Annotated in this window: 21 protein-coding genes; 8 read left to right on the top strand and 13 right to left on the bottom strand. The window is 71.0% G+C overall.

All coding sequences use genetic code 11. The features are described 5' to 3' along the window. Positions 1-273: 273 nt before the first annotated feature. From ABZZ38_RS23955 to thyX, 3 genes are all read right to left on the bottom strand, one after another. The gene (locus ABZZ38_RS23955) at positions 274-1,959 is read right to left on the bottom strand and encodes a ribonuclease J (protein ID WP_356743351.1); all 1,686 of its coding nucleotides are present in this window, start codon (positions 1,957-1,959) and stop codon (positions 274-276) included. Between the two features lie 112 nt (positions 1,960-2,071). Next, positions 2,072-2,971 (bottom strand): 4-hydroxy-tetrahydrodipicolinate synthase, encoded by a 900-nt coding sequence (gene dapA, locus ABZZ38_RS23950; protein WP_356743349.1) that lies wholly within the window; start codon positions 2,969-2,971, stop codon positions 2,072-2,074. A 220-nt stretch (positions 2,972-3,191) separates the two neighbouring features. Beyond that, entirely contained in the window at positions 3,192-3,932 is a 741-nt protein-coding gene (gene thyX, locus ABZZ38_RS23945) for an FAD-dependent thymidylate synthase (RefSeq protein ID WP_356743347.1), read from the bottom strand. A 175-nt stretch (positions 3,933-4,107) separates the two neighbouring features. Between thyX and ABZZ38_RS23940 the strand changes: the two genes are divergently transcribed. After that, positions 4,108-4,347 carry a hypothetical protein gene (locus ABZZ38_RS23940; protein ID WP_356743345.1) on the top strand — a complete coding sequence of 80 codons (240 nt, stop codon included), beginning with the start codon at positions 4,108-4,110 and terminating at the stop codon, positions 4,345-4,347. Positions 4,348-4,444: 97 nt separating this feature from the next. After that, entirely contained in the window at positions 4,445-4,996 is a 552-nt protein-coding gene (locus tag ABZZ38_RS23935) for a hypothetical protein (protein WP_356743343.1), read from the top strand. A gap of 9 nt (positions 4,997-5,005) precedes the next feature. Here the strand turns inward: ABZZ38_RS23935 and ABZZ38_RS23930 are convergent, their stop codons facing one another. The 6 genes from ABZZ38_RS23930 to eccD form a co-directional block, all read right to left on the bottom strand. Next, positions 5,006-5,458 (bottom strand): tetratricopeptide repeat protein, encoded by a 453-nt coding sequence (locus ABZZ38_RS23930; RefSeq protein ID WP_356743341.1) that lies wholly within the window; start codon positions 5,456-5,458, stop codon positions 5,006-5,008. Between the two features lies 1 nt (position 5,459). Next, the gene (gene dapB / locus ABZZ38_RS23925) at positions 5,460-6,215 is read right to left on the bottom strand and encodes a 4-hydroxy-tetrahydrodipicolinate reductase (protein ID WP_356743339.1); all 756 of its coding nucleotides are present in this window, start codon (positions 6,213-6,215) and stop codon (positions 5,460-5,462) included. A 34-nt stretch (positions 6,216-6,249) separates the two neighbouring features. After that, positions 6,250-7,629: a pitrilysin family protein gene (locus ABZZ38_RS23920; protein WP_356743336.1), complete on the bottom strand. Its 1,380-nt coding sequence runs from the start codon at positions 7,627-7,629 to the stop codon at positions 6,250-6,252. After that, positions 7,626-9,857 carry a polyribonucleotide nucleotidyltransferase gene (locus ABZZ38_RS23915; protein ID WP_356743334.1) on the bottom strand — a complete coding sequence of 744 codons (2,232 nt, stop codon included), beginning with the start codon at positions 9,855-9,857 and terminating at the stop codon, positions 7,626-7,628. The genes ABZZ38_RS23920 and ABZZ38_RS23915 overlap by 4 nt, the downstream gene beginning before the upstream one ends. 374 nt (positions 9,858-10,231) lie before the next feature. After that, the gene (rpsO, locus tag ABZZ38_RS23910) at positions 10,232-10,522 is read right to left on the bottom strand and encodes a 30S ribosomal protein S15 (RefSeq protein ID WP_003958228.1); all 291 of its coding nucleotides are present in this window, start codon (positions 10,520-10,522) and stop codon (positions 10,232-10,234) included. Positions 10,523-10,698: 176 nt separating this feature from the next. Beyond that, complete coding sequence (gene eccD, locus ABZZ38_RS23905) at positions 10,699-12,177, bottom strand: type VII secretion integral membrane protein EccD (protein WP_356743331.1); 1,479 nt, start codon at positions 12,175-12,177, stop codon at positions 10,699-10,701. Between the two features lie 195 nt (positions 12,178-12,372). Between eccD and eccCa the strand changes: the two genes are divergently transcribed. The 3 genes from eccCa (at position 12,373) to ABZZ38_RS23890 (ending at position 17,134) form a co-directional block, all read left to right on the top strand. Next, positions 12,373-16,326, top strand: a complete 3,954-nt coding sequence (eccCa, locus tag ABZZ38_RS23900; protein ID WP_356743329.1) for a type VII secretion protein EccCa — start codon at positions 12,373-12,375, stop codon at positions 16,324-16,326. A 100-nt stretch (positions 16,327-16,426) separates the two neighbouring features. Continuing rightward, on the top strand, positions 16,427-16,834 hold the full coding sequence (locus ABZZ38_RS23895; protein ID WP_356743326.1) for a hypothetical protein: 408 nt from the start codon (positions 16,427-16,429) through the stop codon (positions 16,832-16,834). A gap of 54 nt (positions 16,835-16,888) precedes the next feature. Then, complete coding sequence (locus tag ABZZ38_RS23890) at positions 16,889-17,134, top strand: DUF397 domain-containing protein (RefSeq protein WP_356743323.1); 246 nt, start codon at positions 16,889-16,891, stop codon at positions 17,132-17,134. A 99-nt stretch (positions 17,135-17,233) separates the two neighbouring features. Here the strand turns inward: ABZZ38_RS23890 and ABZZ38_RS23885 are convergent, their stop codons facing one another. The 4 genes from ABZZ38_RS23885 to eccB all read right to left on the bottom strand — a co-directional run bounded on the left by ABZZ38_RS23885 (position 17,234) and on the right by eccB (position 20,879). Further along, complete coding sequence (locus ABZZ38_RS23885) at positions 17,234-17,527, bottom strand: WXG100 family type VII secretion target (RefSeq protein ID WP_356743321.1); 294 nt, start codon at positions 17,525-17,527, stop codon at positions 17,234-17,236. 45 nt (positions 17,528-17,572) lie between these two features. Beyond that, on the bottom strand, positions 17,573-17,911 hold the full coding sequence (locus ABZZ38_RS23880) for a WXG100 family type VII secretion target (RefSeq protein WP_356743317.1): 339 nt from the start codon (positions 17,909-17,911) through the stop codon (positions 17,573-17,575). A gap of 143 nt (positions 17,912-18,054) precedes the next feature. Next, a complete protein-coding gene (gene mycP / locus ABZZ38_RS23875) occupies positions 18,055-19,311 on the bottom strand; it encodes a type VII secretion-associated serine protease mycosin (RefSeq protein ID WP_356743315.1) in 1,257 nt (418 codons plus the stop codon). A 17-nt stretch (positions 19,312-19,328) separates the two neighbouring features. Further along, on the bottom strand, positions 19,329-20,879 hold the full coding sequence (eccB, locus tag ABZZ38_RS23870) for a type VII secretion protein EccB (protein WP_356743312.1): 1,551 nt from the start codon (positions 20,877-20,879) through the stop codon (positions 19,329-19,331). A 191-nt stretch (positions 20,880-21,070) separates the two neighbouring features. Between eccB and eccE the strand changes: the two genes are divergently transcribed. The 3 genes from eccE (at position 21,071) to ABZZ38_RS23855 (ending at position 26,606) form a co-directional block, all read left to right on the top strand. After that, entirely contained in the window at positions 21,071-22,366 is a 1,296-nt protein-coding gene (eccE, locus tag ABZZ38_RS23865; protein WP_356743308.1) for a type VII secretion protein EccE, read from the top strand. 131 nt (positions 22,367-22,497) lie between these two features. After that, positions 22,498-23,262, top strand: coding sequence for a hypothetical protein (locus tag ABZZ38_RS23860; protein WP_356743306.1), 765 nt, complete (start codon positions 22,498-22,500; stop codon positions 23,260-23,262). Between the two features lie 266 nt (positions 23,263-23,528). Further along, on the top strand, positions 23,529-26,606 hold the full coding sequence (locus tag ABZZ38_RS23855; protein WP_356743304.1) for an SCO5717 family growth-regulating ATPase: 3,078 nt from the start codon (positions 23,529-23,531) through the stop codon (positions 26,604-26,606). Positions 26,607-26,726 lie beyond the last annotated feature (120 nt).

The following is a 26,726-nucleotide window of genomic DNA, read 5'->3' as shown; positions in this document are numbered from 1 at the left end:
TCCCTTCGGTATTTCGTGTTTCCAACCTTACCAGATCCGTTTTCCGTTCCGTTTCCGGTTCGGATTCTGTTTCCGGTGGCCGTTGGAGGGCCTTTGCCTTTCGGCGGTTCCGACTTTATCAGAGATTCTGAGTCGGTTTTCCGGGTCTTCCCGGGCACCCTGTCTGGCGCACGAATGTGCCGGGTTCCCGGGGAGGCGGAGCCGTAAACGTACTGGAGCGGGGCGCCCCGATGCAAATCGGGGGCCCCGCTCCAGGTCCGAGCCGATGGAGCGTCAGACCTCAACCACCACAGGCAGGATCATCGGCCGGCGACGGTAGGTGTCGGACACCCACTTGCCGACGGTCCGCCGGATCAGCTGCTGGAGCTGGTGCGGTTCCGCGACGCCGTCGGCGGCCGACCGGGACAGGGCGTCCTGGATCTTCGGGATGACCGCGTCGAACGCGTTGTCCTCGATGCCGGAACCTCGGGCGTGGATGTGCGGACCACCGGTGATCTTGCCGCTCGTGGAGTCGACGACGAGGAAGACCGAGATGATGCCCTCCTCGCCCAGGATGCGCCGGTCCTTCAGGGAGGTCTCGGTGACGTCGCCGACCGAGAGGCCGTCGACGTACACGTAACCCGCCTGGACCTTGCCGACGATCCGGGCGCGGCCCTCGACCAGGTCGACCACCACGCCGTCCTCGGCGATGACGATGTGGTCCTTGGGGACGCCGGTCAGGGCGCCGAGCTCGGCGTTGGCGCGCAGGTGGCGCCACTCGCCGTGGACCGGCATGAGGTTGCGCGGCTTGCAGATGTTGTAGAAGTACAGCAGCTCGCCGGCCGAGGCGTGGCCCGAGACGTGGACCTTGGCGTTGCCCTTGTGGATGACGTTGGCGCCCCAGCGGGTGAGGCCGTTGATCACGCGGTAGACCGCGTTCTCGTTGCCCGGGATGAGCGAGGACGCCAGGATCACCGTGTCGCCCTGGACGATGCGGATCTGGTGGTCCCGGTTGGCCATGCGGGACAGGGCCGCCATCGGCTCGCCCTGGGAGCCCGTGCAGACCAGCACGACCTCGTGGTCCGGGAGGTCGTCGAGGGTCTTGACGTCGACGACCAGACCCGGCGGGACGCGCAGGTAGCCCAGGTCACGGGCGATGCCCATGTTGCGGACCATCGAGCGGCCGACGAAGGCGACCCGGCGGCCGAACTCGTGGGCGGCGTCGAGGATCTGCTGGATGCGGTGGACGTGGCTGGCGAAGCTGGCCACGATGATCCGCTTCTGGGCACCCGCGAAAACGGTGCGCATGACGTTGGAGATGTCACGCTCGTGCGCGGTGAAGCCCGGGACCTCGGCGTTCGTCGAGTCCGACAGCAGGAGGTCGATGCCCTCCTCGCTGAGGCGGGCGAAGGCGTGCAGGTCGGTCAGACGGTTGTCCAGCGGGAGCTGGTCCATCTTGAAGTCGCCGGTGTGCACGACCATGCCCGCGGGGGTGCGGATCGCGACCGCCAGGGCGTCCGGGATGGAGTGGTTGACCGCGATGAACTCGCAGTCGAACGGGCCCAGGCGCTCACGGTTGCCCTCGACGACTTCGAGGGTGTACGGGCGGATGCGGTGCTCCTGGAGCTTGGCCTCGATGAGGGCGAGGGTCAGCTTGGAGCCGATCAGCGGGATGTCCGGCTTCAGCCGGAGCAGGAAGGGGACACCGCCGATGTGGTCCTCGTGGCCGTGCGTGAGCACGATGCCCTCGATGTCGTCGAGGCGGTCCCGGATGGTGGTGAAGTCCGGCAGGATCAGGTCGATGCCGGGCTGCTCCTCCTCCGGGAACAGCACGCCGCAGTCGACGATCAGCAGTCGGCCGTCGTACTCGAAGACGGTCATGTTCCGGCCGATCTCGCCGAGACCGCCGAGCGGGGTGACGCGCAGGCCGCCCTTGGGCAGCTTCGGGGGCGCGGCCAGTTCAGGATGCGGATGACTCAAAAGACTCTCCTCACCACGCACGCCACGTACCGCTTGGGCACGTGGCGCGCATGACATTCGTGCACTTGCTGTTGTCAGTTCTTGGGTTCGTATTCAGTTATGAAGTCTGTGACTACAGCTGTACCCCGCCCGCGGCGAGGTCGATCTTGAGCTGTGCCGTTTCCTCCGGGGACAGCTCCACGAGCGGCAGGCGCAGGGGGCCGGCGGGGAGGCCCTGGAGGGCCAGGGCCGCCTTGGTGGTGATCACGCCCTGCGTGCGGAACATGCCCGTGAAGACCGGGAGCAGCTGCTGGTGGATCTCGGTGGCCTTCTGGACGTCACCGGTGAGGTGGGCGTCGAGGAGGGCCCGGAGCTCCGGGGTGACGACGTGGCCGACGACGGATACGAAGCCGACGGCGCCCACGGAGAGCAGCGGGAGGTTGAGCATGTCGTCACCGGAGTACCAGGCGAGGCCGGAGCGGGCGATGGCCCAGCTGGCGCGGCCGAGGTCGCCCTTGGCGTCCTTGTTGGCGACGATGCGGGGGTGGTCGGCGAGACGGACGATCGTCTCGGTGTCGATGGGGACGCCGCTGCGGCCGGGGATGTCGTACAGCATCACCGGGAGGCCGGTGGCGTCCGCGATGGCGGTGAAATGGCGGTACAGGCCCTCCTGAGGGGGCTTGTTGTAGTACGGCGTGACCGCGAGCAGGCCGTGCGCGCCGGCGCGCTCCGCGGCGCGGGCCAGTTCGAGGGAGTGGTGGGTGTCGTTGGTTCCGATGCCGGCCACGACGTGGGCGCGGTCGCCCACGGCTTCCAGGACGGCTCGTACGAGCTGCTCTTTCTCCGCGTCGCCGGTGGTCGGGGACTCGCCGGTGGTGCCGTTGACGACCAGGCCGTCGTTGCCTGCGTCCACCAGATGGGCGGCGAGCCGCTGAGCGCCGTCGAGGTCGAGTGCGCCCTCCGCCGTGAAGGGCGTGACCATAGCGGTGAGGACCCGCCCGAAGGGGGTCTGCGGAGTCGAGATCGGAGCCATGGGTAACACGCTACTCGCTGCTCAGCGCGGCGCGTCCCCTCGGGGGGACGCGGGGAGTGGAGCCCGGCACTGCCTGCTCGGGGGTTCAAGCAGTGCCGGGTCCGTTTGATCAGCCTAGATGAACTTCTCGGAACGCCGCAATACGGACACTTCGGGCGACCGATCCGTACACCTGTGCCGGGCTGTGTCCGGGCGGTGTCCGCACAGCGCCGTCTGCGGCTTATGGGGCGACGCGGCCGTTGGCGTTGAAGGCGGCGTACGTGAGCGGCATCAGGCGCGCCCAGTGCTCTTCCATCTTCTCGCCGACCATCTCGATCTCCCGCTGCGGGAAGGACGGCACCTTGGCCAGCTCGTGCTGGGTGCGCAGACCGAGGAAGTGCATCAGCGAGCGGGCGTTGCACGTGGCGTACATCGAGGAGAACAGGCCGACCGGGAGGACCGCGCGGGCCACCTCGCGGGCGACGCCGGCGGCGAGCATCTCCTGGTACGCCTCGTACGCCTGGATGTAGGAGGACTCCATCGTGCGGCTGACGAGCTCCTGCTGCTCCTCGGTGCCCTCGACGAAGACGTACTTGCCGGGGCGGCCCTCCTGGACCAGCTTGCGGGAGGCGTCGGGGACGTAGAACACCGGCTGGAGCTCCCGGTAGCGGCCGGACTCCTCATTGTACGACCAGCCCACGCGGTGCCGCATGAACTCGCGGAAGACGAAGATCGGGGCGCTGATGAAGAACGTCATGGAATTGTGCTCGAAGGGGCTGCCGTGCCGGTCCCGCATCAGGAAGTTGATCAGGCCCTTGGAGCGCTCCGGGTCCTTCCGCAGCTCCTCCAGCGACTGCTCACCGGCCGTGGAGACGCGGGCGGCCCACAGGACGTCGGAGTCGGCGGCGCTGTGCTTGACCAGCTCGACGGTCACATCGCTGCGGAAGCTGGGCTTGAGGTCTTCGGCGGGGGTGTCGGTCACCGGCGCGGTCCTTCCAATTGCATCGCTCGGGCGGCGCCCACTCTACGGCCCGGCACCGACATCCCATGGCCAGGGACATTGTTCGATCAGTCCAGGGAAACCGGGCACCGAACCGCTGCTTCATACGTCTGACTCTGTAGCAGTGACCATCACGAGTCCCAAGGAGGGTTCTCACATGCTCCGCCGGCGTGAGGCAGTCCCGTTCGCGTTCGTCGCCGAGGCCGACCGCTTCCGCAGTAACGTCACCCCTCCGCCGCGCCGGCGTTCGAGTCTGCCGGAGGTCGCCGGCCGTACGCTGGTCGGGCTGACCGTCGTGGCCGGGCTGGTGGGATCCCTGCTCTTCGGGCTTCCGGCCCTGGACAGCGGCCCGTCCGCCGGCCGCACACAGCAGTCCGAAGCCTCCCAGGGGCGCTGACGGCCGTACGGCCCCCCTGAGGTGGCCGGTGGTGGAGGTGCTGGGTAGCCTCACCGGGCACAGCCCCATCGAGCGTGCGTATGAGTGAGGATCAGTCGTGCCCCTGCCCTTCCTGACGGCGGACCGTGCTTTCGACACCGACGAGGACGTCGCGCTTCCCTTCGAGGACCACGATCAGTGGCGCCGTCCGTACCGTCCGGGCCCATGGCGCGTGGGAGCCGCGGCGGTCGCGCTGCTGCTCGCCTCGTTCGTGCTGCTGGCGGCGATGATCACCGCGTTCGCGGGGACGGCGGTCGGTGGGCTGGTCTGCCTGGGTGTGGCCGCGCTGGTGATCGCCGCCGCGCTGCGGCTGCTGCGCATCGGCACCTGGGTGAGCCGGGAGGGCGTGCGGCGCGTGGCGTTCCTCCGTACGGAGACCCTGCCGTGGGGGCGGGTCTCCGGCGTACGGACGGTGCAGCAGCCCGTGCGGTTGCTCGGGCTGCCGCGCACCGTCGTGCAGGGGCAGGCTCTCGTTCTCGTACGCCAGGGTGGTGAGCAGCTGACGCTGCTCACCGATCACAGCGCGGACTTCCTGGCGCGGGTCGAGGCGTTCGACCGGGCGGCCGACGCGGTCGAGGCCTGGAGCGCGGAGTACGCCCCCAAGGACTGAGCGGACCCGCTAGGAACTGGCGGGGCGGCCCTCGTGGAGGGCGATCGCGCGTTGCATCGCCTTGCGGGCGCGCGGGGTGTCGCGGGCGTCGTGGTAGGCGACCGCGAGGCGGAACCAGCAGCGCCAGTCGTCCGGGGAGTCCTCGGTCTCCTCGCGCCGCCGGGCGAAGACCGCGTCGGCCGACTCGCGGTCGATGCGACCGCCGGGCGTGCGCTTCAAGTCGTCGACCGGCAGGCCGCCTTCGGCTTCGAGCTCGGCCGCGAGGCGGTTGGCCTTGGTGACGAACTGGGTGTTCTTCCACAGGAACCAGACGCCGATGACCGGCAGGATGAGCACCGCGCCACCGAAGGTGACGGTCAGCGCGGTGCCCTGCTGGATCAGCATCACGCCACGGCTGCCGACCAGGACGAAGTAGACGACCAGGACGGCTGCCGTGATGAAGTACGTGATCTTCGCGCGCATGTCAGTTCAGATCGAGGAAGTTTTCCAGGCCGAACGTCAGGCCGGGAGTGGTCACCACACGACGGGCGCCGAGCAGGATGCCCGGCATGAAGCTGCTGTGGTGCAGCGAGTCATGACGGATCGTCAGGGTTTCGCCCTCGCCGCCGAGCAGCACCTCCTGGTGGGCCAGCAGCCCCCTGAGGCGGACGGCGTGGACCGGGACGCCGTCGACGTCCGCGCCGCGCGCGCCGTCCAGGGCCGTCGTCGTCGCGTCGGGCTGCGGGGCGCGACCCGCCTCGGCGCGGGCGGCGGCGATCAGCTGGGCGGTGCGGGTGGCGGTGCCGGAGGGGGCGTCCACCTTGTTCGGGTGGTGGAGCTCGACGACCTCGACCGACTCGAAGTAGCGGGCTGCCTGGGCCGCGAACTTCATGGTGAGGACCGCTCCGATCGAGAAGTTCGGCGCGATCAGGACACCGGTGTCCGGGGAGGCCTCCAGCCAGTTGTTCAGCTGCGTGAGGCGCTCCTCCGTCCAGCCGGTCGTGCCGACGACGGCGTGGATGCCGTGGCGTACGCAGAAGTCGAGGTTGCCCATGACGGAGGCGGGGGTGGTGAGCTCCACCGCGACCTGGGCGCCGGTCTCCGCGAGGATCTCCAGCTTGTCGCCCCGGCCGAGCGCCGCGACCAGTTCCATGTCGTCGGCGGCCTGGACGGCGCGGACGGCTTCGGAACCGATGCGTCCCTTGGCGCCGATCACCGCGACCCGCAGCTTGCTGCTCATGCGCGTACTTCCTTCGGTTCGGTCATGAGTGTCGTCAGGCGACCACGTCGTGGAGGCGGTCCGCCTGCTTGTCCTTCAGGGGTCCGATCACCGACAGCGACGGGCGCCGGCCGAGGAGCTCGGCGGCGACGTCCCGTACGTCGTCGGGGGTGACGGCCGCCATGCGGGCGAGCATGTCGTCGACCGACATCTGGTCGCCCCAGCACAGCTCGCTCTTGCCGATGCGGTTCATCAGGGCGCCGGTGTCCTCCAGGCCGAGGACGGTGGAGCCGGAGAGCTGACCGATGGCGCGGCTGATCTCGTCGTCGGACAGGCCTTCGCACGCGACCCGGTCCAGCTCGTCCCGGCAGATCTTCAGGACGTCGTGGACCTGGCTGGGCCGGCAGCCCGCGTACACGCCGAACAGGCCGCAGTCGGCGAAGCCCGAGGTGTACGAGTAGACGCTGTACGCCAGGCCGCGCTTCTCGCGGACCTCCTGGAAGAGGCGCGAGGACATCCCGCCGCCGAGGGCGGTGTTCAGGACGCCCATGGCCCAGCGGCGTTCGTCGGTGCGGGCGAGGCCCGGCATGCCGAGGACGACGTGGGCCTGCTCGGTGCGGCGGTTGAGCAGCTCGACGCGGCCCGCCGTACGGAGGGTGCGGTGGCCCCCGCGCGGGGCGACGGGCGCGGCGTCGGTACGGGTGAGGGCGCCGGCCTTCTCGAAGGCGCGGCGGACCTGGCGTACGACCGTGGCGTGGTCGACGTTGCCGGCGGCGGCGACGACCAGGTGCGTGGGGTCGTAGTGCTTCTTGTAGAAGCGGCGGATGCGGTCGGCCGACAGCGCCTCGATGGTGTCGACGGTGCCGAGGACCGGGCGGCCCAGGGGGCTCTCGCCGAACATCGTCCTGGCGAACAGGTCGTGGACGACGTCACCCGGGTCGTCCTCGGTCATCGCGATCTCCTCGAGGATGACACCGCGCTCGGCGTCGACGTCCTCCTCCAGGATCAGCGAGCCGGTGAGCATGTCGCACACGACGTCGATGGCGAGCGGCAGGTCGGTGTCGAGCACGCGCGCGTAGTAGCAGGTGTACTCCTTCGCCGTGAAGGCGTTCATCTCGCCGCCGACCGCGTCGATGGCGGAGGAGATGTCGAGGGCGCTGCGCCGGTGCGTGCCCTTGAAGAGGAGGTGTTCGAGGTAGTGGGTGGCTCCGTTGAGGGCGGGCGTCTCGTCGCGGGAGCCGACGTGCGCCCAGATGCCGAAGGTGGCGGAGCGGACGGAGGGCAGGGTCTCGGTGACGATGCGCAGGCCACCGGGGAGGGTGGTGCGGCGGACGGTGCCGATGCCGTCCTTGCCCTTGAGGAGCGTTTGGGTACGGGCGACGGCCCGCGCCTCCGAGGAGGTGCGGGCCGTCGTCGTGGAACTACGGGACGTCACTGGTCGGTGTCGTCCTTCTTGTCGTCGTCGGCGGCGGCCGTGGCGTCCTCGTCCGCGAGCACGGGGATGAGGGAGAGCTTGCCGCGCTGGTCGATCTCGGCGATCTCGACCTGGACCTTGGAGCCGACCGCGAGCACGTCCTCGACGTTCTCCACGCGCTTGCCACCGGCCAGCTTGCGGATCTGCGAGATGTGCAGCAGACCGTCCTTGCCCGGGAGCAGGGAGACGAACGCGCCGAAGGTGGTGGTCTTGACGACCGTACCCAGGTAGCGCTCGCCGACCTCCGGCATGGTCGGGTTGGCGATGCCGTTGATCGTGGCGCGGGCGGCCTCGGCCTGCGAGCCGACCTGGGCACCGATGTAGATGGTGCCGTCGTCCTCGATCGTGATCTCGGCGCCGGTGTCCTCCTGGATCTGGTTGATCATCTTGCCCTTGGGGCCGATGACCTCACCGATCTTGTCCACGGGGATCTTGACGGTGATGATCCGCGGGGCGTTGGGGGACATCTCGTCCGGGCGGTCGATCGCTTCCATCATCACGTCGAGGATGTGGAGGCGGGCGTCGCGGGCCTGCTTGAGGGCCGCGGCCAGGACGGAGGCCGGGATGCCGTCCAGCTTGGTGTCGAGCTGGAGGGCGGTGACGAACTCCTTCGTACCGGCGACCTTGAAGTCCATGTCGCCGAACGCGTCCTCCGCACCGAGGATGTCGGTGAGGGCGACGTAGTGCGTCTCGCCGTCGATCTCCTGGGAGATCAGACCCATGGCGATACCGGCGACGGGGGCCTTGAGCGGCACACCGGCGTTCAGCAGCGACATGGTGGAGGCGCAGACCGAGCCCATGGACGTCGAGCCGTTGGAGCCGAGGGCCTCGGACACCTGACGGATCGCGTACGGGAACTCCTCGCGCGTCGGCAGGACCGGCACGATCGCGCGCTCGGCGAGCGCGCCGTGGCCGATCTCGCGGCGCTTGGGGGAGCCGACGCGGCCGGTCTCGCCGACGGAGTACGGCGGGAAGTTGTAGTTGTGCATGTAGCGCTTGCGGGTCACCGGGGAGAGGGTGTCCAGCTGCTGCTCCATGCGGAGCATGTTGAGGGTGGTGACGCCCAGGATCTGGGTCTCGCCACGCTCGAACAGCGCCGAGCCGTGCACGCGCGGGATGGCCTCGACCTCGGCGGCGAGGGTACGGATGTCCGTGATCCCGCGGCCGTCGATGCGGACCTTGTCCTTGATGACGCGCTCGCGGACCAGCTTCTTGGTCAGCGCGCGGTACGCGGCGGAGATCTCCTTCTCGCGGCCCTCGAACTGCGGGAGCAGCTTCTCGGCGGCGATCTCCTTGACGCGGTCCAGCTCGGCCTCGCGCTCCTGCTTGCCGGCGATGGTCAGCGCCTGCGACAGCTCCGACTTGACGGCGGCGGTGAGCGCCTCCAGGACGTCGTCCTGGTACTCGAGGAAGACCGGGAACTCGCCGACCGGCTTGGCGGCCTTGGCGGCCAGGTCGGCCTGGGCCTTGCAGAGGACCTTGATGAAGGGCTTCGCGGCCTCGAGACCGGCGGCGACGACCTCCTCGGTGGGGGCCTCGGCGCCGTCCTTGACGAGCTGGATGGTCTTCTCGGTGGCCTCGGCCTCGACCATCATGATCGCGACGTCGCCGTCCTCCAGGACGCGACCGGCGACGACCATGTCGAAGACGGCGTCCTCGAGCTCGGTGTGCGTCGGGAACGCGACCCACTGGCCCTTGATCAGGGCGACACGCGTGCCGCCGATCGGGCCGGAGAAGGGCAGGCCGGCCAGCTGCGTGGAGCAGGAGGCGGCGTTGATGGCGACCACGTCGTACAGGTGGTCGGGGTTGAGCGCCATGATCGTCTCGACGATCTGGATCTCGTTGCGCAGGCCCTTCTTGAAGGAGGGGCGCAGCGGGCGGTCGATCAGGCGGCAGGTGAGGATGGCGTCCTCGGAGGGGCGGCCTTCCCGGCGGAAGAAGGAGCCGGGGATCTTGCCGGCCGCGTACATCCGCTCCTCGACGTCCACCGTGAGGGGGAAGAAGTCGAGCTGGTCCTTGGGCTTCTTGGAGGCGGTGGTGGCCGACAGAACCATGGTGTCGTCGTCCAGGTACGCCACGGCGGAGCCGGCGGCCTGCTTGGCCAGGCGGCCCGTCTCGAAGCGGATGGTGCGGGTGCCGAAGGAGCCGTTGTCAATGACGGCTTCGGCGTAGTGGGTCTCGTTCTCCACTAGCGATTTCTCCGTTTGCTTGTCGTCTTTGCGTCCCCGGAACACCCGTGTGGCGGGGGACGGTGGCGGAGAAGCGCGCCTTGTGTGCGGGCCGGTCTTCGATCGAAGCACCCGGGGTGATGCATCCCGGGGGCCACTACCGAGGACCGGCGACGGCGAGGGGCGCCCCTCCGTGTTGCCGTTGACTGGCTTTTATCCAGCCTTACGGCATTTATGGGCTATCCGTTATTGCGTTGTGCGACCAGATTACTGAGCTTGGGCCCAGGTTGGCATTCCGATCACAGCACGTACAGGCGTACGCACGTACGGTTCGTGCCGCGCGTACAGCAAAGGGAGCGGCTCCCCAGAGTGGGAACCGCTCCCTTCACGGCGTCTTACTTGGCACCGCCGGCCGCACCGCGGCGGATGCCGAGGCGGTCGACCAGGGCGCGGAAGCGCTGGATGTCCTTCTTGGCCAGGTACTGCAGCAGACGGCGGCGCTGGCCGACCAGGATCAGCAGACCACGACGGGAGTGGTGGTCGTGCTTGTGCGTCTTGAGGTGCTCGGTCAGGTCCGAGATACGGCGGGAGAGCATCGCGACCTGGACCTCGGGGGAGCCGGTGTCGCCCTCCTTGGTGCCGAACTCGGCCATGATCTGCTTCTTCGTAGCGGCGTCGAGAGACACTCGGTACTCCTCTTGGTGTTCGATGCGCCTGCGAGTGCCCCTGGTCTTGATCTCAGGGGAGCTTCCGTGACTCGGAGGCGAAGGCACGATGGGCGCTGGACTCCAGAGTCAGAGGCTCCGGGAATCGCGTACACAAACGGCCGTCACACAGCGTACCAGCCCCGGGAGGGTCCTTCTTACTTGCTGGTCAGGGAGCGGGCGGCGTTGAAGACGTCCAGGACGGCCAGGCAGAAGGGGACCAGGGAGAGCAGCACCGCCCCCTCCGCGAGGTCCAGCAGGCGGCCCCAGAAGGGCGAGAGGCCCTTCTTCGGGATGATCAGGCCGATGGCGGTGATCAGGGCCGCGCCGGCGGCGACGGCGGCGGTGAGCCAGACCGTACGGATGTCCAGGCCGCCCCGGTCCCCGTACATGATCAGGTCCTTGACGAGGTCGGCGGGCGGGTTCAGGGACAGGCCGAGGATCAGCAGGGCGATGGCGGCGATGCCGGCGACCAGGGTGCACGCGACCTGCGAGGTGTAGCGGAAGAGGCGGGCGCGCAGCAGCATCGCGAGGCCGGCGGAGAGGGCGAGGAACTGGCCCCAGATGTTTCCGGCGAAGCCCAGGACGGCGGCGGAGCCCACGACGACGGCCGCGCAGCCGCCGACCAGGCCGAGCAGCATCTCGTGGCCGCGGCGGGTCTGGAGCGCGATGCGCTCGGCGTCGACAGGCTGGGCCTCGGGGGTCTCGTTCGGGTCGGCGAAGGTGTCGTCGTAGCCGGTCGTGGCGGAGCGCGGTGAGGCGTATCCGATGGGGAGGCGCGCGAAGCGGGCGGAGAGGCCGGGCAGGAAGGCGACCAGGCCGATGGCGACGGGGGCGCAGACGGCGGCGGTCTCGGTGGCGGTGGCCTCGGTGAGGATGGCCACGAAGGTGGCGATGGTGCCGACGGTGGCGAGGAAGGTGGCGGCGACGAAGGGGGCGTCGCCGCTGGGGGTGAGCGCGACGAGGGCGACGGAGGCGACCAGGACGGTCACACAGCCGAGCAGGAACTGCAGCCGACCCGGCCCCTGGCCGGCGTCCGGGCCGATGATGCCGGAGCCCGCGATGAGCAGCAGCGGCAGCGCGCCCAGGCCGAGCGCGACGGCGGTGGTGCGGTCGCCGTAGACCCGGGCCCGGACGCCCGCGAAGGCGGTCAGCAGGAGGCCGGCGGCGCCCGCGATGATGCCGGGCAGGCTGTGCATGTCGTGGCGCAGCGGGTCGGCGAACCAGAGCACGAAGCCCATGAGGACGAGCAGCAGGACGCCGCCGATCAGGCCGGCGCCGCGCAGCAGGTCGTCGCTCCACAGGTGGCGGTCGCGGGTGACGGCGGAGGCGACGGCGTCGGAGACGTCGTCGTAGACGGCGGGCGGCAGCGACTCGGCGAACGGCCGCAGGGAGAGCACCTCGCCGTCCAGGACCTGCTGGGCGGCGAGGGAGCGGGCGCTGTCGAGGACGGTGCCGTCGCGGCGCACGAGGTGGTAGCCGGTGGGGGTGCCGGCCGCCTGGGTCTGGCCGGTGAGCCGCAGGATCTCCGGGTAGACGTCGGCGACGGCGATGTCCTCGGGGAGAGCGACATCGATGCGGCTGTCCGGCGCCACGACGGTGACGCGGCAGAAGCCGGTCGCTGCGGTCGTACTCACGTGTCTGGACCCCCTGATTCGCGGTTGCGCACGGTGCGCGCGCCACCCTACCGGGCGGTGGTGTCAGCGCCTGCAAGTAGGATCACCGTCGCGCGGAGCGAAGTCCGCCAACATCCGCCAACAGAGCTGTCGCGGGGGCGCCGGTGCGGAACCTGCCTTCCGACTTCCGTCCGTATCCAAGGGATTGATGCTCCGGTGAGCCAGATCGTCGTCAAACGCCCGCCGAGGTCCCTTCCGCCGGAAGTGCCCACCGAGGAGCTGACCCTGGAGGCTCCGCCGGAGCTGCCGAGGGGCCAGCAGGAGGGCATGCTGATGCAGCTTCTGCCGCTGCTCGGCATGGGCTCGTCGGTGGTGTTCTTCTTCATGCCGAACTCCCATCCGTTCATGCGGATCATGGGTGTCCTGATGCTGGTGTCGACGGTCGCGATGGTGATCGCCCAGCTGGTGCGCCACCGGCGCGGTACGCAGGGGCAAATTGCCGATGTGCGGCGCGACTACCTCAAATACCTCGCGCAGACGCGGCGTACGGTCCGCAAGACCGCCCGCGCGCAGCGCGATGCCCAGCTGTATCTGCACCCCTCCCCCGAACAGCTGTGGTCGGTGGTGGCCGAGGGCTCGCGGGTGTGGGAACGGCGCGTCGGTGACAAGGACTTCGGTCAGGTGCGGGTCGGGCTCGGCGCGCAGCAGCTGTCCACACCGCTGATAGCGCCCGAGACGGCTCCGGTCGACGAGCTGGAGCCGCTGTGCGCGGGCGCCATGCAGCAGTTCCTGGCCGTGCACGGCTCGCTGGACGGGCTGCCGATGGCCGTGTCGATGCGGGCGTTCTACCACGTGACGGTGTCCGGGGAGCCGGAGTCGGCGCAGGCCGCGGCGCGGGCGCTGGTCGCGCAGTTGGTGACGCTGCACTCCCCCGAGGACCTGATGGTCGCGGTGGTGGCCGCGCCCGGCGCCGTACCGCGCTGGGACTGGACGAAGTGGCTGCCGCACACGCAGGTGCCCGGGCAGGTCGACGGGGCCGGTACGAAGCGGTTGTTCGGTGACGACCTCGGTGAGCTGGAGCAGATGCTGCGCGCCAAGCTGGACGGGCGCCCGCGGTTCGGCCGGGACAGCCAGCCGGTGCTGGACCAGCCGCACGTCGTGGTCGTCCTGGACGGGGGGATGGTCCCGCCGGACTCGCTGTTCGCGGCGGCCGAGGGCCTCCAGGGCGTCACCATCGTGGAGGTGGTCTCCGGGGAGCTGGACGAGCCGCGCGGGGGGCTTTCCGTCGTCGTACGGCCCGGGAGGCTGCGCCTGGAGTCGGGGTCCGGCTTCGCGTACGAGGGCGTGCCGGACGGGCTGTCGCTGCCGGCCGCCGAGGCGCTGGCCCGGCAGCTGGCGCCGCTGCGGACGGGCGGGGGCGACGACGACGAACCTCTGCTCGCCAACCTGGACTTCACCGATCTGCTGAACCTGGGCGACGCGGCGTCGGTGGACGTCGCCCGCACCTGGCGGCCCCGGTCGACGGCCGAGCGGCTGCGGGTGCCGATCGGTGTCGGCGAGGACGGCCAGCCGGTGATGCTGGACCTCAAGGAGGCGGCGCAGGAGGGCATGGGCCCGCACGGGCTGTGCGTGGGTGCGACGGGTTCCGGAAAGTCGGAGCTGCTGCGGACGCTGGTGCTCGGGCTCGCGGTGACGCACTCGTCGGAGACGCTGAACTTCGTCCTGGCGGACTTCAAGGGTGGTGCGACGTTCGCGGGCATGTCGCAGATGCCGCACGTCGCCGCCGTCATCACCAACCTCGCCGACGACCTGACGCTCGTCGACCGCATGGGTGACGCGATCCGCGGAGAGTTGCAGCGGCGGCAGGAGCTGCTGCGCTCGGCGGGCAACTACGCCAACATCCACGACTACGAGAAGGCGCGTGCGGCGGGTGCCCCGCTGGAGCCGCTGGCCTCGCTGGTCCTGGTCATCGACGAGTTCTCCGAACTCCTCACGGCCAAGCCGGACTTCATCGACATGTTCATCCAGATCGGCCGTATCGGCCGGTCGCTGGGTGTGCATCTGCTGCTCGCCTCGCAGCGCCTGGAGGAGGGCAAGCTGCGCGGCCTGGACACGTACCTGTCGTACCGGATCGGTCTGCGGACCTTCTCGGCGGCCGAGTCGCGCACGGCGATCGGTGTGCCCGACGCGTACCACCTGCCGTCGGTGCCCGGCTCGGGCTATCTGAAGTTCGGTACGGAGGAGATGACCCGCTTCAAGGCGGCGTACGTCTCGGGCACGTACCGCACGGGAGGGCCGCGGCTGTCGGCGGACCAGCTGCCGATCGAGCGGCGTCCGGCCGTCTTCACGGCCACTCCGGTGCCGGTGGTGTACGCCGCGCCCGACCCGGCGCACCTGGCCTCCTCACGGGGTGAGGAGGACGACGCGCTGGCCGACACGGTGCTCGATGTGATCGTGCGGCGGCTTGAGGGGCAGGGTGTGCCCGCCCACCAGGTGTGGCTGCCGCCGCTGGACCAGGCGCCGACGCTGGACCACCTGCTGCCGGGCCTCGCGCCGACCGCCGAGCGCGGGCTCACGGCGACCGAGTACACCCGGCCGGGCGGGCTGACCGTGCCGCTGGGTCTGATCGACAAGCCGTTCGAGCAGCGGCGTGAGGTGCTGTACCGGGACTTCTCGGGTGCGGCGGGCCACATGATGGTGGTCGGCGGTCCGCAGTCCGGTAAGTCGACGCTGATGCGGACGCTGATCTCGGCGTTCGCGCTCACCCACACCCCGCGGGAGGTGCAGTTCTACGCGCTGGACTTCGGCGGTGGCGGTATGGCGGCGCTCGCGGACCTGCCGCATGTGGGCGGGGTCGCCTCCCGGCTGGACCCCGAGCGGGTGCGGCGTACGGTCGCGGAGGTCATGGGCGTACTGAACCGGCGCGAGGAGTTCTTCCGTTCCAACGGCATCGACTCGATCTCCACCTACCGGCGCAAGCGCGCGGCGGGTGAACTGCCGGGCGAGGCGTGGGGGGACGTGTTCCTGGTCATCGACGGCTGGGGTCAGTTCAAGAACGACTACGACATGCTCGAGCCCGTCGTCTCGGACATCGCCGCGCGCGGTCTGGGCTACGGCATCCATGTCGTGGTCACCGCCGCCCGGTACATGGAGGTGCGGGCGGCGCTCAAGGACCAGATGCTGGGGCGGCTGGAGCTGCGGCTCGGCGACGTCATGGACTCCGAGTTCGACCGGAAGGTCGCGGCGAACGTGCCGCCCGGTGTGCCGGGCCGTGGCCAGGTCCCGGAGAGGCTGCACTTCATGGGGGCGCTGCCGCGTATCGACGGCTCCAGCAGCGCGGAGGACCTGTCGGAGGGCACGGCGGCGTTCGTGCGGGCGGTGAAGAGCGCCTGGGCGGGCCCGGCGGCGCCGGGTGTGCGGCTGCTGCCGCGCAAGCTGCCGGCCGAGCAGCTGCCGAAGGGGTTCGAGTTCCCGCAGCACGGCATCGCGATCGGTATCGACGAGACGAACCTGGAGCCGGTGTTCGTCGACTTCGAGACCGACCCGTTCTTCATGGTCTTCGGCGAGAGCGAGTCCGGCAAGACGGCGTTGCTGCGCCTGATCGCCAAGCAGCTGTGCGAGCGGTACACGCCGGAGCAGGCGCGGATCGTGGTCGGTGACTACCGGCGCACGATGCTGGAGGCCGTGGCGCCCTCGCACCTGCTGGAGTACGCGCCGATGGCGTCCGCCATGCAGATGCACATGGATGCGATCAACACGGTGATGGAGAAGCGGGCGCCGAAGCCGGACATCACCCCGCAGCAGCTGCGCGACCGCAGCTGGTGGACGGGCCCGCAGCTGTTCGTGCTGATCGACGACTACGAACTGGTGGCGACGAGCTCGGGCAATCCGCTGTCGGTGCTGGTGGAGAACCTGCCGTTCGCGCGGGACGTCGGCATCCGGTTCATCGTGGCGCGCAGCGCGGCGGGCGCCTCCCGCGCGATGTACGAGCCGTTCATGCAGCGCATGAAGGAGCTCGGCGCGCAGGGTGTCGTGATGTCCGGCGACCCGCAGGAGGGCGACATCCTCGGCGGCGTACGGGCGCGTCCGATGCCGCCGGGGCGCGGCACGTTCGTGTCGCGCAAGCGCGGCACGCCGCTGGTGCAGCTGGGATGGATGCCGGACCGGTAGGAGCGGGGGACCGACATGGACGCGGACAGGGGTTTCGAGGAACTCTGGGGCCGGGTCAGGAGCGAGGCCGCCCGGCGCCTCACGGAGGGCGTCGGACGGCGTGGGTGGCGCGGGTGGCGCGGGTGGCGCGGGTGACGCGGGTCGCGAGGCGCCGGACGGTGGCGCGTGCGACGCGGGGGTCGAGGGGGCGCGGGAGGCGGCTCTGGAGCGGCTGGCCGACTTCCGCAGCAGCGCGGTCCTGGTGCCGCTGGACGACCGGGGCGGGCTGTGGGCCGCCGAACAGCACGCCGAGTGGGGGTCGCTCCTCGATGAGGGCGCCTTCCCCGTCGGGGCGCGAGCGCTGATCCGGGTGCGGCGGGTGGACGGCAGCGGTCGGGAGTCGGTGGGGCTGCTGCTGACCGGCTACCGGTCTCAGGGCGGCACCGGAGTGGTCGATGGTTCAGCCGATCCGATCATGGACCTCAACGAGGTGGCCGCAAGCGGATTCCAGCTCATCCGGTACCGGTGAACTGCCATAGTGTGACCGCCGAAGCTCGTACGTACCACCGCGAAGGGACCGCCGATGGCTGACGCAGTCGACAAGGAACGCGTGAAGGAAGAGCTCTACGCGCTGGACATCTCGGATGTGGAGTGGCACGGCGCGCCGGGTACGAGTCCGGACGAGGAGCGGGTGGAGATCGCCCATCTGCCGGGCGGGGCCGTGGCGATGCGGTCGTCGCTGGACCCGGACACCGTCCTTCGGTACACGGAGGCGGAGTGGCGGGCGTTCGTACTCGGGGCGCGGGACGGGGAGTTCGACATCGTCTGAACCCGGTGGGTCGCGCGCACGACGAAGGGGGCTGCCCGCCGGTGCGGGCAGCCCCCTCGTGCGTGGGTGACGCGATGTGCGTGGGTGACGCGATGTGCGTCAGTGCGCCATGCGGAACCGGGCGGCGTTGCCCTTGTCGGTGTCCCGGTAGCCGATGACCGACTCGTCCAGGAGGCGCGCGATGTGGGCCAGGTCCTGGTTCATGCCGGACAGGTCGCGGGCGAGCTGGAGCTGGAGCTCCTGGTAGGCGGCCTTGGCGTCACCCTCCCAGTTCTCGGCGACCCGGCGCACGTGCGTCATCAGGGTCTCGAGCTGCTCGTTCAGGTAGGACGAGGTGGCGCGGACATCGCTGGCCGCCGTGGTCACTGTGTCGTAGTTGACGGCAGTGGTCATTGACTGTCTCCTCTGGTGACGAAATTCAGCGGGTGATGTCCGGGCTCAGATGCTGAGGATGGCGCTCTCGTTGCCGTTGGACTGCTCCATGTTCCGGAAGGAACGCAGGCGCTCCTGCTCCTCCGCGTCGAAGCCGTCGGCGCTCATCCGGATGAGGTTCTCGAGGTTCTCGAGGTCCTGCTGCATGCCCCGCAGGCGCCGGTTGAGCCGGTCCTGAGCCGCGTCGTACTCCTTGCTGGCAGCGCCCTGCCAGCCCGCCTGGATCCGGTCGACCACGCTGTTGAGCGAGGTGATGCGGGAGTTCAGCTCGTCCTGCAGCGTCTGGACCTTGCCCGCGAGGCTGACGAGTTCGCCACTGGTTACATTCAGGTCTTTGCCCGACATCTTGCCCTTCTTCCTGCGACAGTCTGTAGACGGAAGCCGATTGGATGCCGCCCCCGTGCTGGCTCACTCTCGTGATCCACGAAGGTCACTCTAGTCACTTGGTACGACAGTTCCAACTGCAAAGGTATGCAGGGAGACTTGGCTCACGACGCCGCTCGGTGGGCCCTCTTGCGGCGGCTGTCCCGCACCACGATCGCCGTACCCGCCACCACCGCCACGAGCACCCCGCCGACACCGATCGCGTACGTCGCGTACCGCTCGGCGCGCTCCTGCGCGGTCTCCGTCAGCGCCAGGTGCGCCGGTTCGGGCGCGGGCGGCTTCGGGGGGCCCGGGTCGGGGGTCGGTGACTCGGGCGGCCCGGCGTCGCCGTCGAGCGCGCGTACGGGATCGACGACGCCCCAACCGACGTAGTTGTCGTGTCCGTTGATGGAGCGCTCGGCGGTCTGCGCGATCTGCGCGACGATCTGGTGGGCCTTCCACTCGGGGTACTTGGCGCGCAGCAGGGCGGCGACGCCGGCGACGTACGGAGCGGAGAAGCTGGTGCCGTTGTCGACGCACTGGCCGCCGCCCGGGACGGTGGAGACCACGTCGACGCCGGGGGCCGCGACGTCCACGAACGGGCCGGCCTGGGAGAAGGCGGCGCGCTCGTTGTTGCGGTCGGAGGAGGCCACGGCGAGGACCCCGTCGAAGGCCGCCGGATAGGTGTTCTTGAACTTCCCGTCCATACCGTCGTTGCCGGCGGACGCCACCACCACGATGTCCTGGGCGAGCGCCCGCGCGACCGCCCGGCCGAGCTCCGACTGCGGCTTCAGTGGCTGGGTGGTGTCCTGGGAGATGTTGATGACCTGGGCCTTCTTGGCGATCGCGTGGTCGATCGCCTGGGCCATGGTGTTGGACTTGCCGCTGTTCTTCTCGTCGTTCTGGCGGATCGGGATGATCGTCGCCTCGGGGGCGAGCCCCACGAAACCGGTGCCCTTGCGGGGGCGTGCGGCGATGATGCCGGCGACCTTCGTCCCGTGGCCCACCTCGTCGACCGTGCCGTCGGTCCTGCCGCGCCTGCTGTCCGGGTCGTCCTTCCCGGGCTTGAGGAAGTCGGCGCCGGCCGACGCGTCGACGGCCTTCCTGAGCTGTGGGTTGACGTCGTCGACGCCGGTGTCGATGACGGCGACGCGTACGCCCTTGCCCTTGGTGTCCTGCCAGAGCTCGTCGAGCAGCACCCGCTGGAGCGGCCAGGGCGTGCCCTCGATCTGCTTCTTCATCGGGAAGGTGCACTCGCCGCTGCCGTTGATGCCCAGTCCTCCGGGCCGTTCGACGGCGTACGCGGACGGGGGCAGGGCCAGCAGGCCGGTGAGGGCCGTGGCGGCGGTGAGCGAGGCGGTGGTCCTGATCCGGTACGGCATGGGCGTCGTCGTCCCCCTCACGAGCCCTGCGGCTGGCGGGCGCTGTTGGTGTCCAGGCGTGGCCCCTTGGACAGGAACTCCGACCAGGTGATCGGCACGAGGGAGGGGGTGACCTTCTCGTAGCCGAGGCGGACCTGGGCCTGGCTGGGTTCGGGGCGGCCGTCCTGCTGCTTCTGCTGGTCGCCGGTGCCGATCTCGGAACGCTCGGAGTCGCTGTCGCCGTTGGCCTGGACCGCGTAGCGCAGACCGGTGTCGGTGACGAGGAACAGCGAGCCGTCGGGCTTGGTCTGCTTGCCCTGGACCTGGGTGTAGAGGAGGCCGCTGCCGGGCGTGACGTAGGTGCTGGTGCCGCCCGCCGTGATGTCGGCGGGGTACTTGCCGCCGGCCCAGGTGGACAGGGTGGCGCGCCCCTTGTCGTCGACCCGGCGCAGGACGCTGCACACGGTGTCGCGGGCGTCGTCGCCGCCGGTGGAGTTGACCTGTTCGGCTCGCCGCGTCGGCCAGCGGTACTGCGCGCCGAAGGTCCGGGAGTCGTACGTGAACGACGCGGCGTCGACGGTGGCCGGCTCGCCGTTCATGTTCAGGTCCTTGGTGTCCGGCGAGTTGATGAGCAGCCAGGCGGTGAAGTCGGAGACCGGCTGCACCTTGCCCGGCAGGACGACGAAGTGCTGGGGGCCGGAGCCCGTCTGGGCGCGCAGGACCATGCCGACGCGGTTCTCGGTCGCGCTGAGGGCGCCCTCGATGCCGGCCGTCTCGCCGACCGTGCCGTCGATCTCGGGGAAGACGATGGGGCTGCCGTCGTGCAGGGTGGCCAGCCAGTCGTCGGTGACGGGCTGCGGCTCCTTGTTCAGGCCCACAAGCGTCGTCGTCAGGAGGGCGGAGTCGGTCGGGGTGCCGCCCACGAGGTACTTGGTGCCGGAGGCGTCGATGAGATAGCGGGCACCCTTCTGCCCCTTGACGTACAGGACCTGGCCGTCCTTCAGCCGCTCCTTGCCGTCGGTGCGGCCGAAGTCCCGCTCGGCGAGGACGAAGGTGGCCTTCTGCACGCTGGCGCCCTTGCCGCCGCCCGGCTGCTCGCACACGGCCCAGCGCTTGGGCTTGGCGGCCTCCTTGTCGCTGGGCAGCCGGTCGGGCGCGTACGGGATGCCGAGGATCGGGCCGCGCGGCGGCTTGCCCGCGTCGAGGATGTCGTCGCTGACCTGGATCACGGCGAACTGCTGGGGGTTGAGCAGCAGGCGCGCGGAGGCGAGGTTGAGGACCGGGTGCAGCAGGACCTTCTTGTCCTTGCCCTTGCCGGTGGAGAGGACCACATAGCGGGTGGTGGACTGCTTGCCGACGATCACCTTGGCCCCGGGGGTGTCCCAGCCCTTGGGGGCCTTGGGGCTGAACATGCCCCAGGCTCCGAAGACGGCCAGCACGAGCGCGCCCGCGATCAGGCTGGGCACGACGGCCCGCAGCGGTCGCGGCGCCCCTTCTTCCGTACCCGTGGGTGAGGGTTGGAGAAATGCGGCCACCGTGCGCTTCTTCGCAAAGGTGTACGCGTTGAGCTCATCCCGCCGTGATGCCATGAGTCCCCATCTTCGAAAAGGCACAGTCACTTGCGAGCGCCCCTGGGGAGCATGGCACCCGGGGCCCCGTTGTCGGACCGGCCCCCTACTATGCCTGTTGACCGAGCGTGCTCGTGGGGCGGGTAGGGTGATCCAGCCGCCAAAGCCCTGGCAGGTCAGGGTGATCGGGATGAATTGGGGGAATCTCCATCATGGCTTCCGCGACGCCTTCCGCGACGCCGACGCGGCACGCCGCGCGTGCGTCGGCCAGGGTGCCGGACCGGTCGGCCGTCACGCCCCGCCTCAAGGGCCGTCCCGGGCACTTCGGTTCGTTCCGATTGCAACAGCTCGTACTGATCGAGGTGGCCGCCGCGCTGCTGCTGGTGGCCTGGGTGATCGACCCGCTGCTGCTCGTCCCGGCCGGTGTCGTGGCGGCGCTGCTGGTGCTGCTCGCGGTGGTGCGCCGGCACCGGCGCTCGCTGCCCGAGTGGCTGGCCACGGTGTTCGCGCTGCGCGCCCGGACGCGCCGGGCGGCGTCCCTGACGGTGCCGCCGGGGACGGAGCCCGGGCTGGCGCCGGTCGTCGAGTGCGACCCCGCCCTTCGGGCGTACACCTACAGCGACCGCGACCGTCGGCCGGTCGGAATGATCGGTGACGGGACGTTCCTGACGGCCGTCCTGCAGGTCGAGTCCGACGCCACGGCCCTGCGGCCCGACCGCTCGGCGCGGCCCCTGCCGCTCGGGCTCGTCCGGGACGTACTGGAGGTCGACGGCATCCGGCTGGAGTCGGCGCAGATCGTGCAGCACACCCAGCCCGCGCCCGCCCCGCACCTGCCGCAGCAGTCGGTCGCCGCACGCAACTACGCGCCGCTGCAGGCCCAGACCGGCTCCCCATCACTCCGGATCACGTGGATCGCGCTCAAGCTGGACCCGGAGTTGTGCCCGGAGGCGGTCGTCGCGCGCGGTGGCGGTATGGAGGGCGCGCAGAAGTGCCTGGTGCGCGCGGCCGACCAGTTGGCGAGCCGCCTGGCCGGCGCCGGATTCCGGGCGACGGTGCTGACGGAGCAGGAGCTGACGTCGGCGCTGGCGACCTCGACCTGCGCCAATCCGCTCGCCATCGCGCAGGCCGGGCGGGCGCGGACGCCGGGACGGCGGACGCAGGAGACCTCGCGGACCTGGCGCTGCGACGACCGGCGGCACACGACGTACTGGGTGGGGCGCTGGCCGCAGTTCGGGCCGGGCGGGGCGTCCATGCCGCAGCTGGTCGCGCTGCTCACCTCCATCCCGGCACTGGCCACCACGTTCAGTCTGACGCTGAGCGGCGGCGACCGGCAGGAGGTGACGGTGACCGGGCATGTGCGGATCACCGGACGCAGCGACGAGGAGCTCGTGGCGTCCCGTCATGAACTGGAGCGTGCCGCGCGCGGGGTGAAGACCGGACTCGTCCGGCTCGACCGCGAGCAGATGCCCGCGATGCTCGCCACTCTGCCGCTCGGGGGTGCCCGCTGATGTCGTCCTCCGCTTCTCTCGCCGGTACGGGGTCGGCCGCGGGGACGGGACCCGCGGGTGTGGGCTCCCCCGCCGGTACGGGCTTCGGCCCCGGTACGGGCGCGGGCCCTGCCTCGGGCGCGGGCCCTGCCATGGGCACGGGTTCCGCCACGGATACGGGTACGGGCCCGGCCGGTCGTACGGGGCGAAGTGGCCGGCCGCGGCTCGGCTTCGGGCTGATCGGGCCGCGCCGCGAACGGCACTCCGTCCCCCTGGATCAGCTGGGCGCGCTCGGCCTGCCGGTCGGCGATGACGGCGTGGTGATCGGCGTCGACGCCGAGGGGCGGCCCGCGGTGCTGGGCATCAACCGGCCCACTCCGTACGACGTCACGCTGATCGGCGGCCTGTGGACCGCGCAGGTGCTGGCGCTGCGGGCCGCCGCGACCGGTGCGCGCGTCGCCGTCGAGACCGGTCGCGCGCCGGTTTGGACCGCCCTCGCGCAGGCCGCGGGCGGCGGGCAGCCGTGCGTCACGCTGCACGACGTGGGACGAGTGCCGCCGCAGGGCGCGTCGGCCGGCAGCCCGGTCGTCGTCGTGCGCGACTGCGGGATGCGACCGCCGCGCGGGCGCGTGGTGGCGGGGCCGTGGCAGTCGGTGGTGACGCTACTGCCGTACCTGAGCCCGGTCGCGCCGCGGCTGATGGAGAAGTCCGGGCTCGTCGGCGTGCAGCGGGTGTCGCCGGACGAGGCCGCGCAGATCGGCCGCATCATGAACCTGTCGCGCGGCGAGACGGAGGCGTTGTCCACGCTCGCCGACGGGGTCACACTGTGGAGCAGCGGCAGTGACCGGCAGTTCGTCATGACGCAGGCCACCGACGCCGAGACCGGATTGTTGGGCAGCGCACGCCGGATGGACTGAGGCCCGGGCGCACTCTCTGATCTGCACGCGAATGTACGGTTTTGAGGTGCCACTTCCGCGTGCTTTCTTCACGCTGCGGCGTAGGCGCGTCACGTGCGGGCAGCGGGTGACGTGGGGGGTGGTCGACGAGGGACCGACGGGCCTGACGTACGGACGCGGTTGACGATTAGGGTGGGAAAGAGCGCGGCGGGACGGACGACGGCAATCAGGAACGGTCGCCCCCACCCACGACGGCACAAGGGTGCTCGACCACACCAGGAGGCAAAGTGAACGGCGATCGGGACGAGATCCGCGGGGGCGGCTGGAACACGCCGCCCGTCGATGATCAGTCCGACGCGGATCCCGCCGAGATGACGGGTGAGTTCACCATCGACTACACCCCGCCGGCCTGGTACACGCAGAACGCGGCTGACACGTCGTCATCCCCGGCGACCCCGACTCCGCCACCGGCCGGCGGTGCCGGGGCCGTGCCGGGTGGCGCACCCGGGGCCTTCACGCCTCCGCCGCCACCCAGCGGGGCGACACCGGTGCCGGTGCCGGGGCTGCCGACGGGCGGGGGGTTCGAGCCGAACTGGCCGCCGACGACGGCGCCGGCGGCTCCTACTCATGCGCCCGCGCCCACACCCGCTCCTGCTCCTGCTCCTGCTCCTGCTCCTGCGGCTTCTTCGGTGCCCGAGCCCGCCGCGGAGGTCGCCGATGCCGCCGAGGTGGCTGAGCCGTCGGTCGCCGAGGCGTCGGCGGGCGATGCGCCGCAGCCGTTCGGGGGCGGAGATCTGGAGAGCGGTGCGACCATGCGCTTCTCGCCCTCCGCCCTGAAGCGGGAGATGGCCGAGATCGCGGAGCGGGAAGCCGCGAAGTCGACCGGGGCCGCGCAGGCGGCGGCGGAGGCCGTCCAGGCCGTACAGGGCGGCGCCCAGCCTCCCGAGGAGCCCGGTGCCGAGCCGGCCCAGGAAGCGCCGGAGGCCGTGGAGCCCGGCGACGCCGGTGCGGCCGGGGCCGATGAGCCGGCCGAGGCGGCCGAGACGGTCGGGACCGCCGAGGCCGCAGATGCCGAGGTGGCCGAGGGAGCGGCAGCGGAGGAAGCCGAGCCGGAGGGCCAGGACGACACGGGCGCGGGCACCGGCGACGAGCCTCATGACGCGGTGCCCGAAGGGGCCGCCCCGGTGAGGGCCGAGAGCGCGGACGCCGCTGACGACGCCGTACCCCAGGACGCGACACCCGGGGACGCCGCCCCGCAGGACACCCCGCCCGCCGCGCCGCCGGCGCAGCCGTGGTCCCCGCCGCCTGGCCCGCAGCAGGGCGCGGCCCTGCCGCCGTTGCCGCCGGCGTTCCAGCCGGCCGCGCCGACGAACGCGCCGCAGTGGCCGGCTCCCGCGCCCGCCCAGGACCAGTCGGCCTTCCCGCCGGCCGCCACCCAGCCCCAGAACGCCGCCGCGCCGCAGGGCGGTTACGGCTTCCCGCACCCGGATCAGGTTCAGCCGGGGCAGCCCGCGCAACAGCCCCAGGCTCCGGCTCCGCAGGGGGGTTACGGCTTCCCGCACCCGGGCCGGCCTTACCCCGCACAGCCGCAGCCCGGCCCCGCAGGAGCCCTCCCCCCGCAGGCACCCACGCCACAGGGCGGCTACGGCTTCCCGCACCCGGGTCAGCCCAGCCAGCCCAGCCAGCCGCCCCAGGCCCCGGACCCGCAGGGCGGCTACGGCTTCCCGCACCCGGGTCAGCCCGCCCAGCCGCAGCCCGGCCAGCCTTACCCCGGGCAGCCGCAGCCCGGCCCCGCAGGAGCCCTGCCCCCGCAGGCACCCACGCCGCAGGGGGGTTACGGCTTCCCGCACCCGGGCCAGGCCGGCCACCCCGGCCAGCCGCCCCAGGCCCCGGACCCGCAGGGCGGCTACGGCTTCCCGCACCCCGGGCAGCCCGGTCAGCCGCAGCCCGGCCAGCCTTACCCCGGGCAACCGCACATCCCCGCCCAGCCGCAGCCGGGGCAGCCCGGTCAGCCGCAGGCCGGAGCCCTGCCTCCGCAGGCGCCCACACCTCAGGCGCCCGCCCCGCAGGGGCAGTACGACCCGAGGGTCGGCGGTGCGTGGCCCACGCCCGTGACCCATGACCAGCGGGAGCGTTCCGTGCCGGGCGCGCCGCTCGGTTACACCGCGGCCGTCGAGTTGTCCTCCGACCGTCTCCTGCGCAACAACAAGCAGAAGGCCAAGTCGAGCCGTACGCCCTCCGCCGCCGCCCGTTTCAAGCTCGGCGGCAAGAAGGAGGAGGCCGAGCGGCAGCGCAAGCTGGAGCTGATCCGTACGCCCGTGCTGTCCTGCTACCGGATCGCGGTCATCTCCCTCAAGGGCGGTGTCGGCAAGACGACGACCACCACCGCGCTGGGCTCCACCCTGGCCACCGAGCGGCAGGACAAGATCCTGGCGATCGACGCCAACCCGGACGCCGGTACGCTCGGCCGCCGCGTCCGCCGCGAGACCGGGGCCACCATTCGCGACCTCGTCCAGGCGATCCCGTACCTCAACTCGTACATGGACATCCGCCGCTTCACCTCGCAGGCGCCGTCCGGTCTGGAGATCATCGCCAACGACGTGGACCCGGCCGTCTCGACGTCGTTCAACGACGAGGACTACCGGCGGGCGATCGACGTCCTGGGCAAGCAGTACCCGATCATCCTCACCGACTCGGGCACCGGCCTGCTCTACAGCGCGATGCGCGGGGTGCTCGACCTCGCCGACCAGCTGATCATCATCTCGACGCCGTCCGTGGACGGCGCGTCCAGCGCGTCGACGACGCTCGACTGGCTGTCGGCGCACGGGTACGCGGAGCTGGTGCAGCGGTCCATCACCGTCATCTCCGGTGTCCGGGAGACCGGCAAGATGATCAAGGTCGAGGACATCGTCCAGCACTTCCAGACGCGGTGCCGCGGTGTGATCGTGGTGCCGTTCGACGAGCACCTGGCGGCCGGCGCCGAGGTGGACCTCGACATGATGCGGCCGAAGACGCGGGAGGCGTACTTCAACCTCTCCGCGATGGTCGCCGAGGACTTCGTACGGGCGCAGCAGGCGCAGGGGCTGTGGACCGCGGACGGCCAGGGGAGCATGCCTCCGCAGATGGCGCCCCCGGTGCCGGGCCAGTCCATGGCGCCGGGTCAGCCGTACCCGCCCCAGCAGCCGGCACCCGGACAGCCGTACCCGCCCCAGGGGTGGCACCCGCAGTCCGGGCAGGCGCCCGGCCAGGCGCCGGGGCATGCCCCGGGTCAGGCGCCCGGCCACGTGCCCGGTCAGCCGCCGGCCGGGTGGCCCCAGCAGCCCCCGCAGCAGCCCCAGCAGGCGCCGCCACCCCCTCAGCAGTAAGGCGGCAGAGGACTGGACCAATGAGGGCCCGCACCGTTCCGGCGGTGCGGGCCCTTCCGCATTCCCGCAGGACAGAACGGATCTGACGCATCGTTGACGCGGCCCTTCGGCGCTGATAAA

The organism is Streptomyces sp. NPDC006368, assembly GCF_040612535.1.
GTDB lineage: Bacteria > Actinomycetota > Actinomycetes > Streptomycetales > Streptomycetaceae > Streptomyces.
This window is presented reverse-complemented; position numbering and strand designations above follow the sequence as displayed.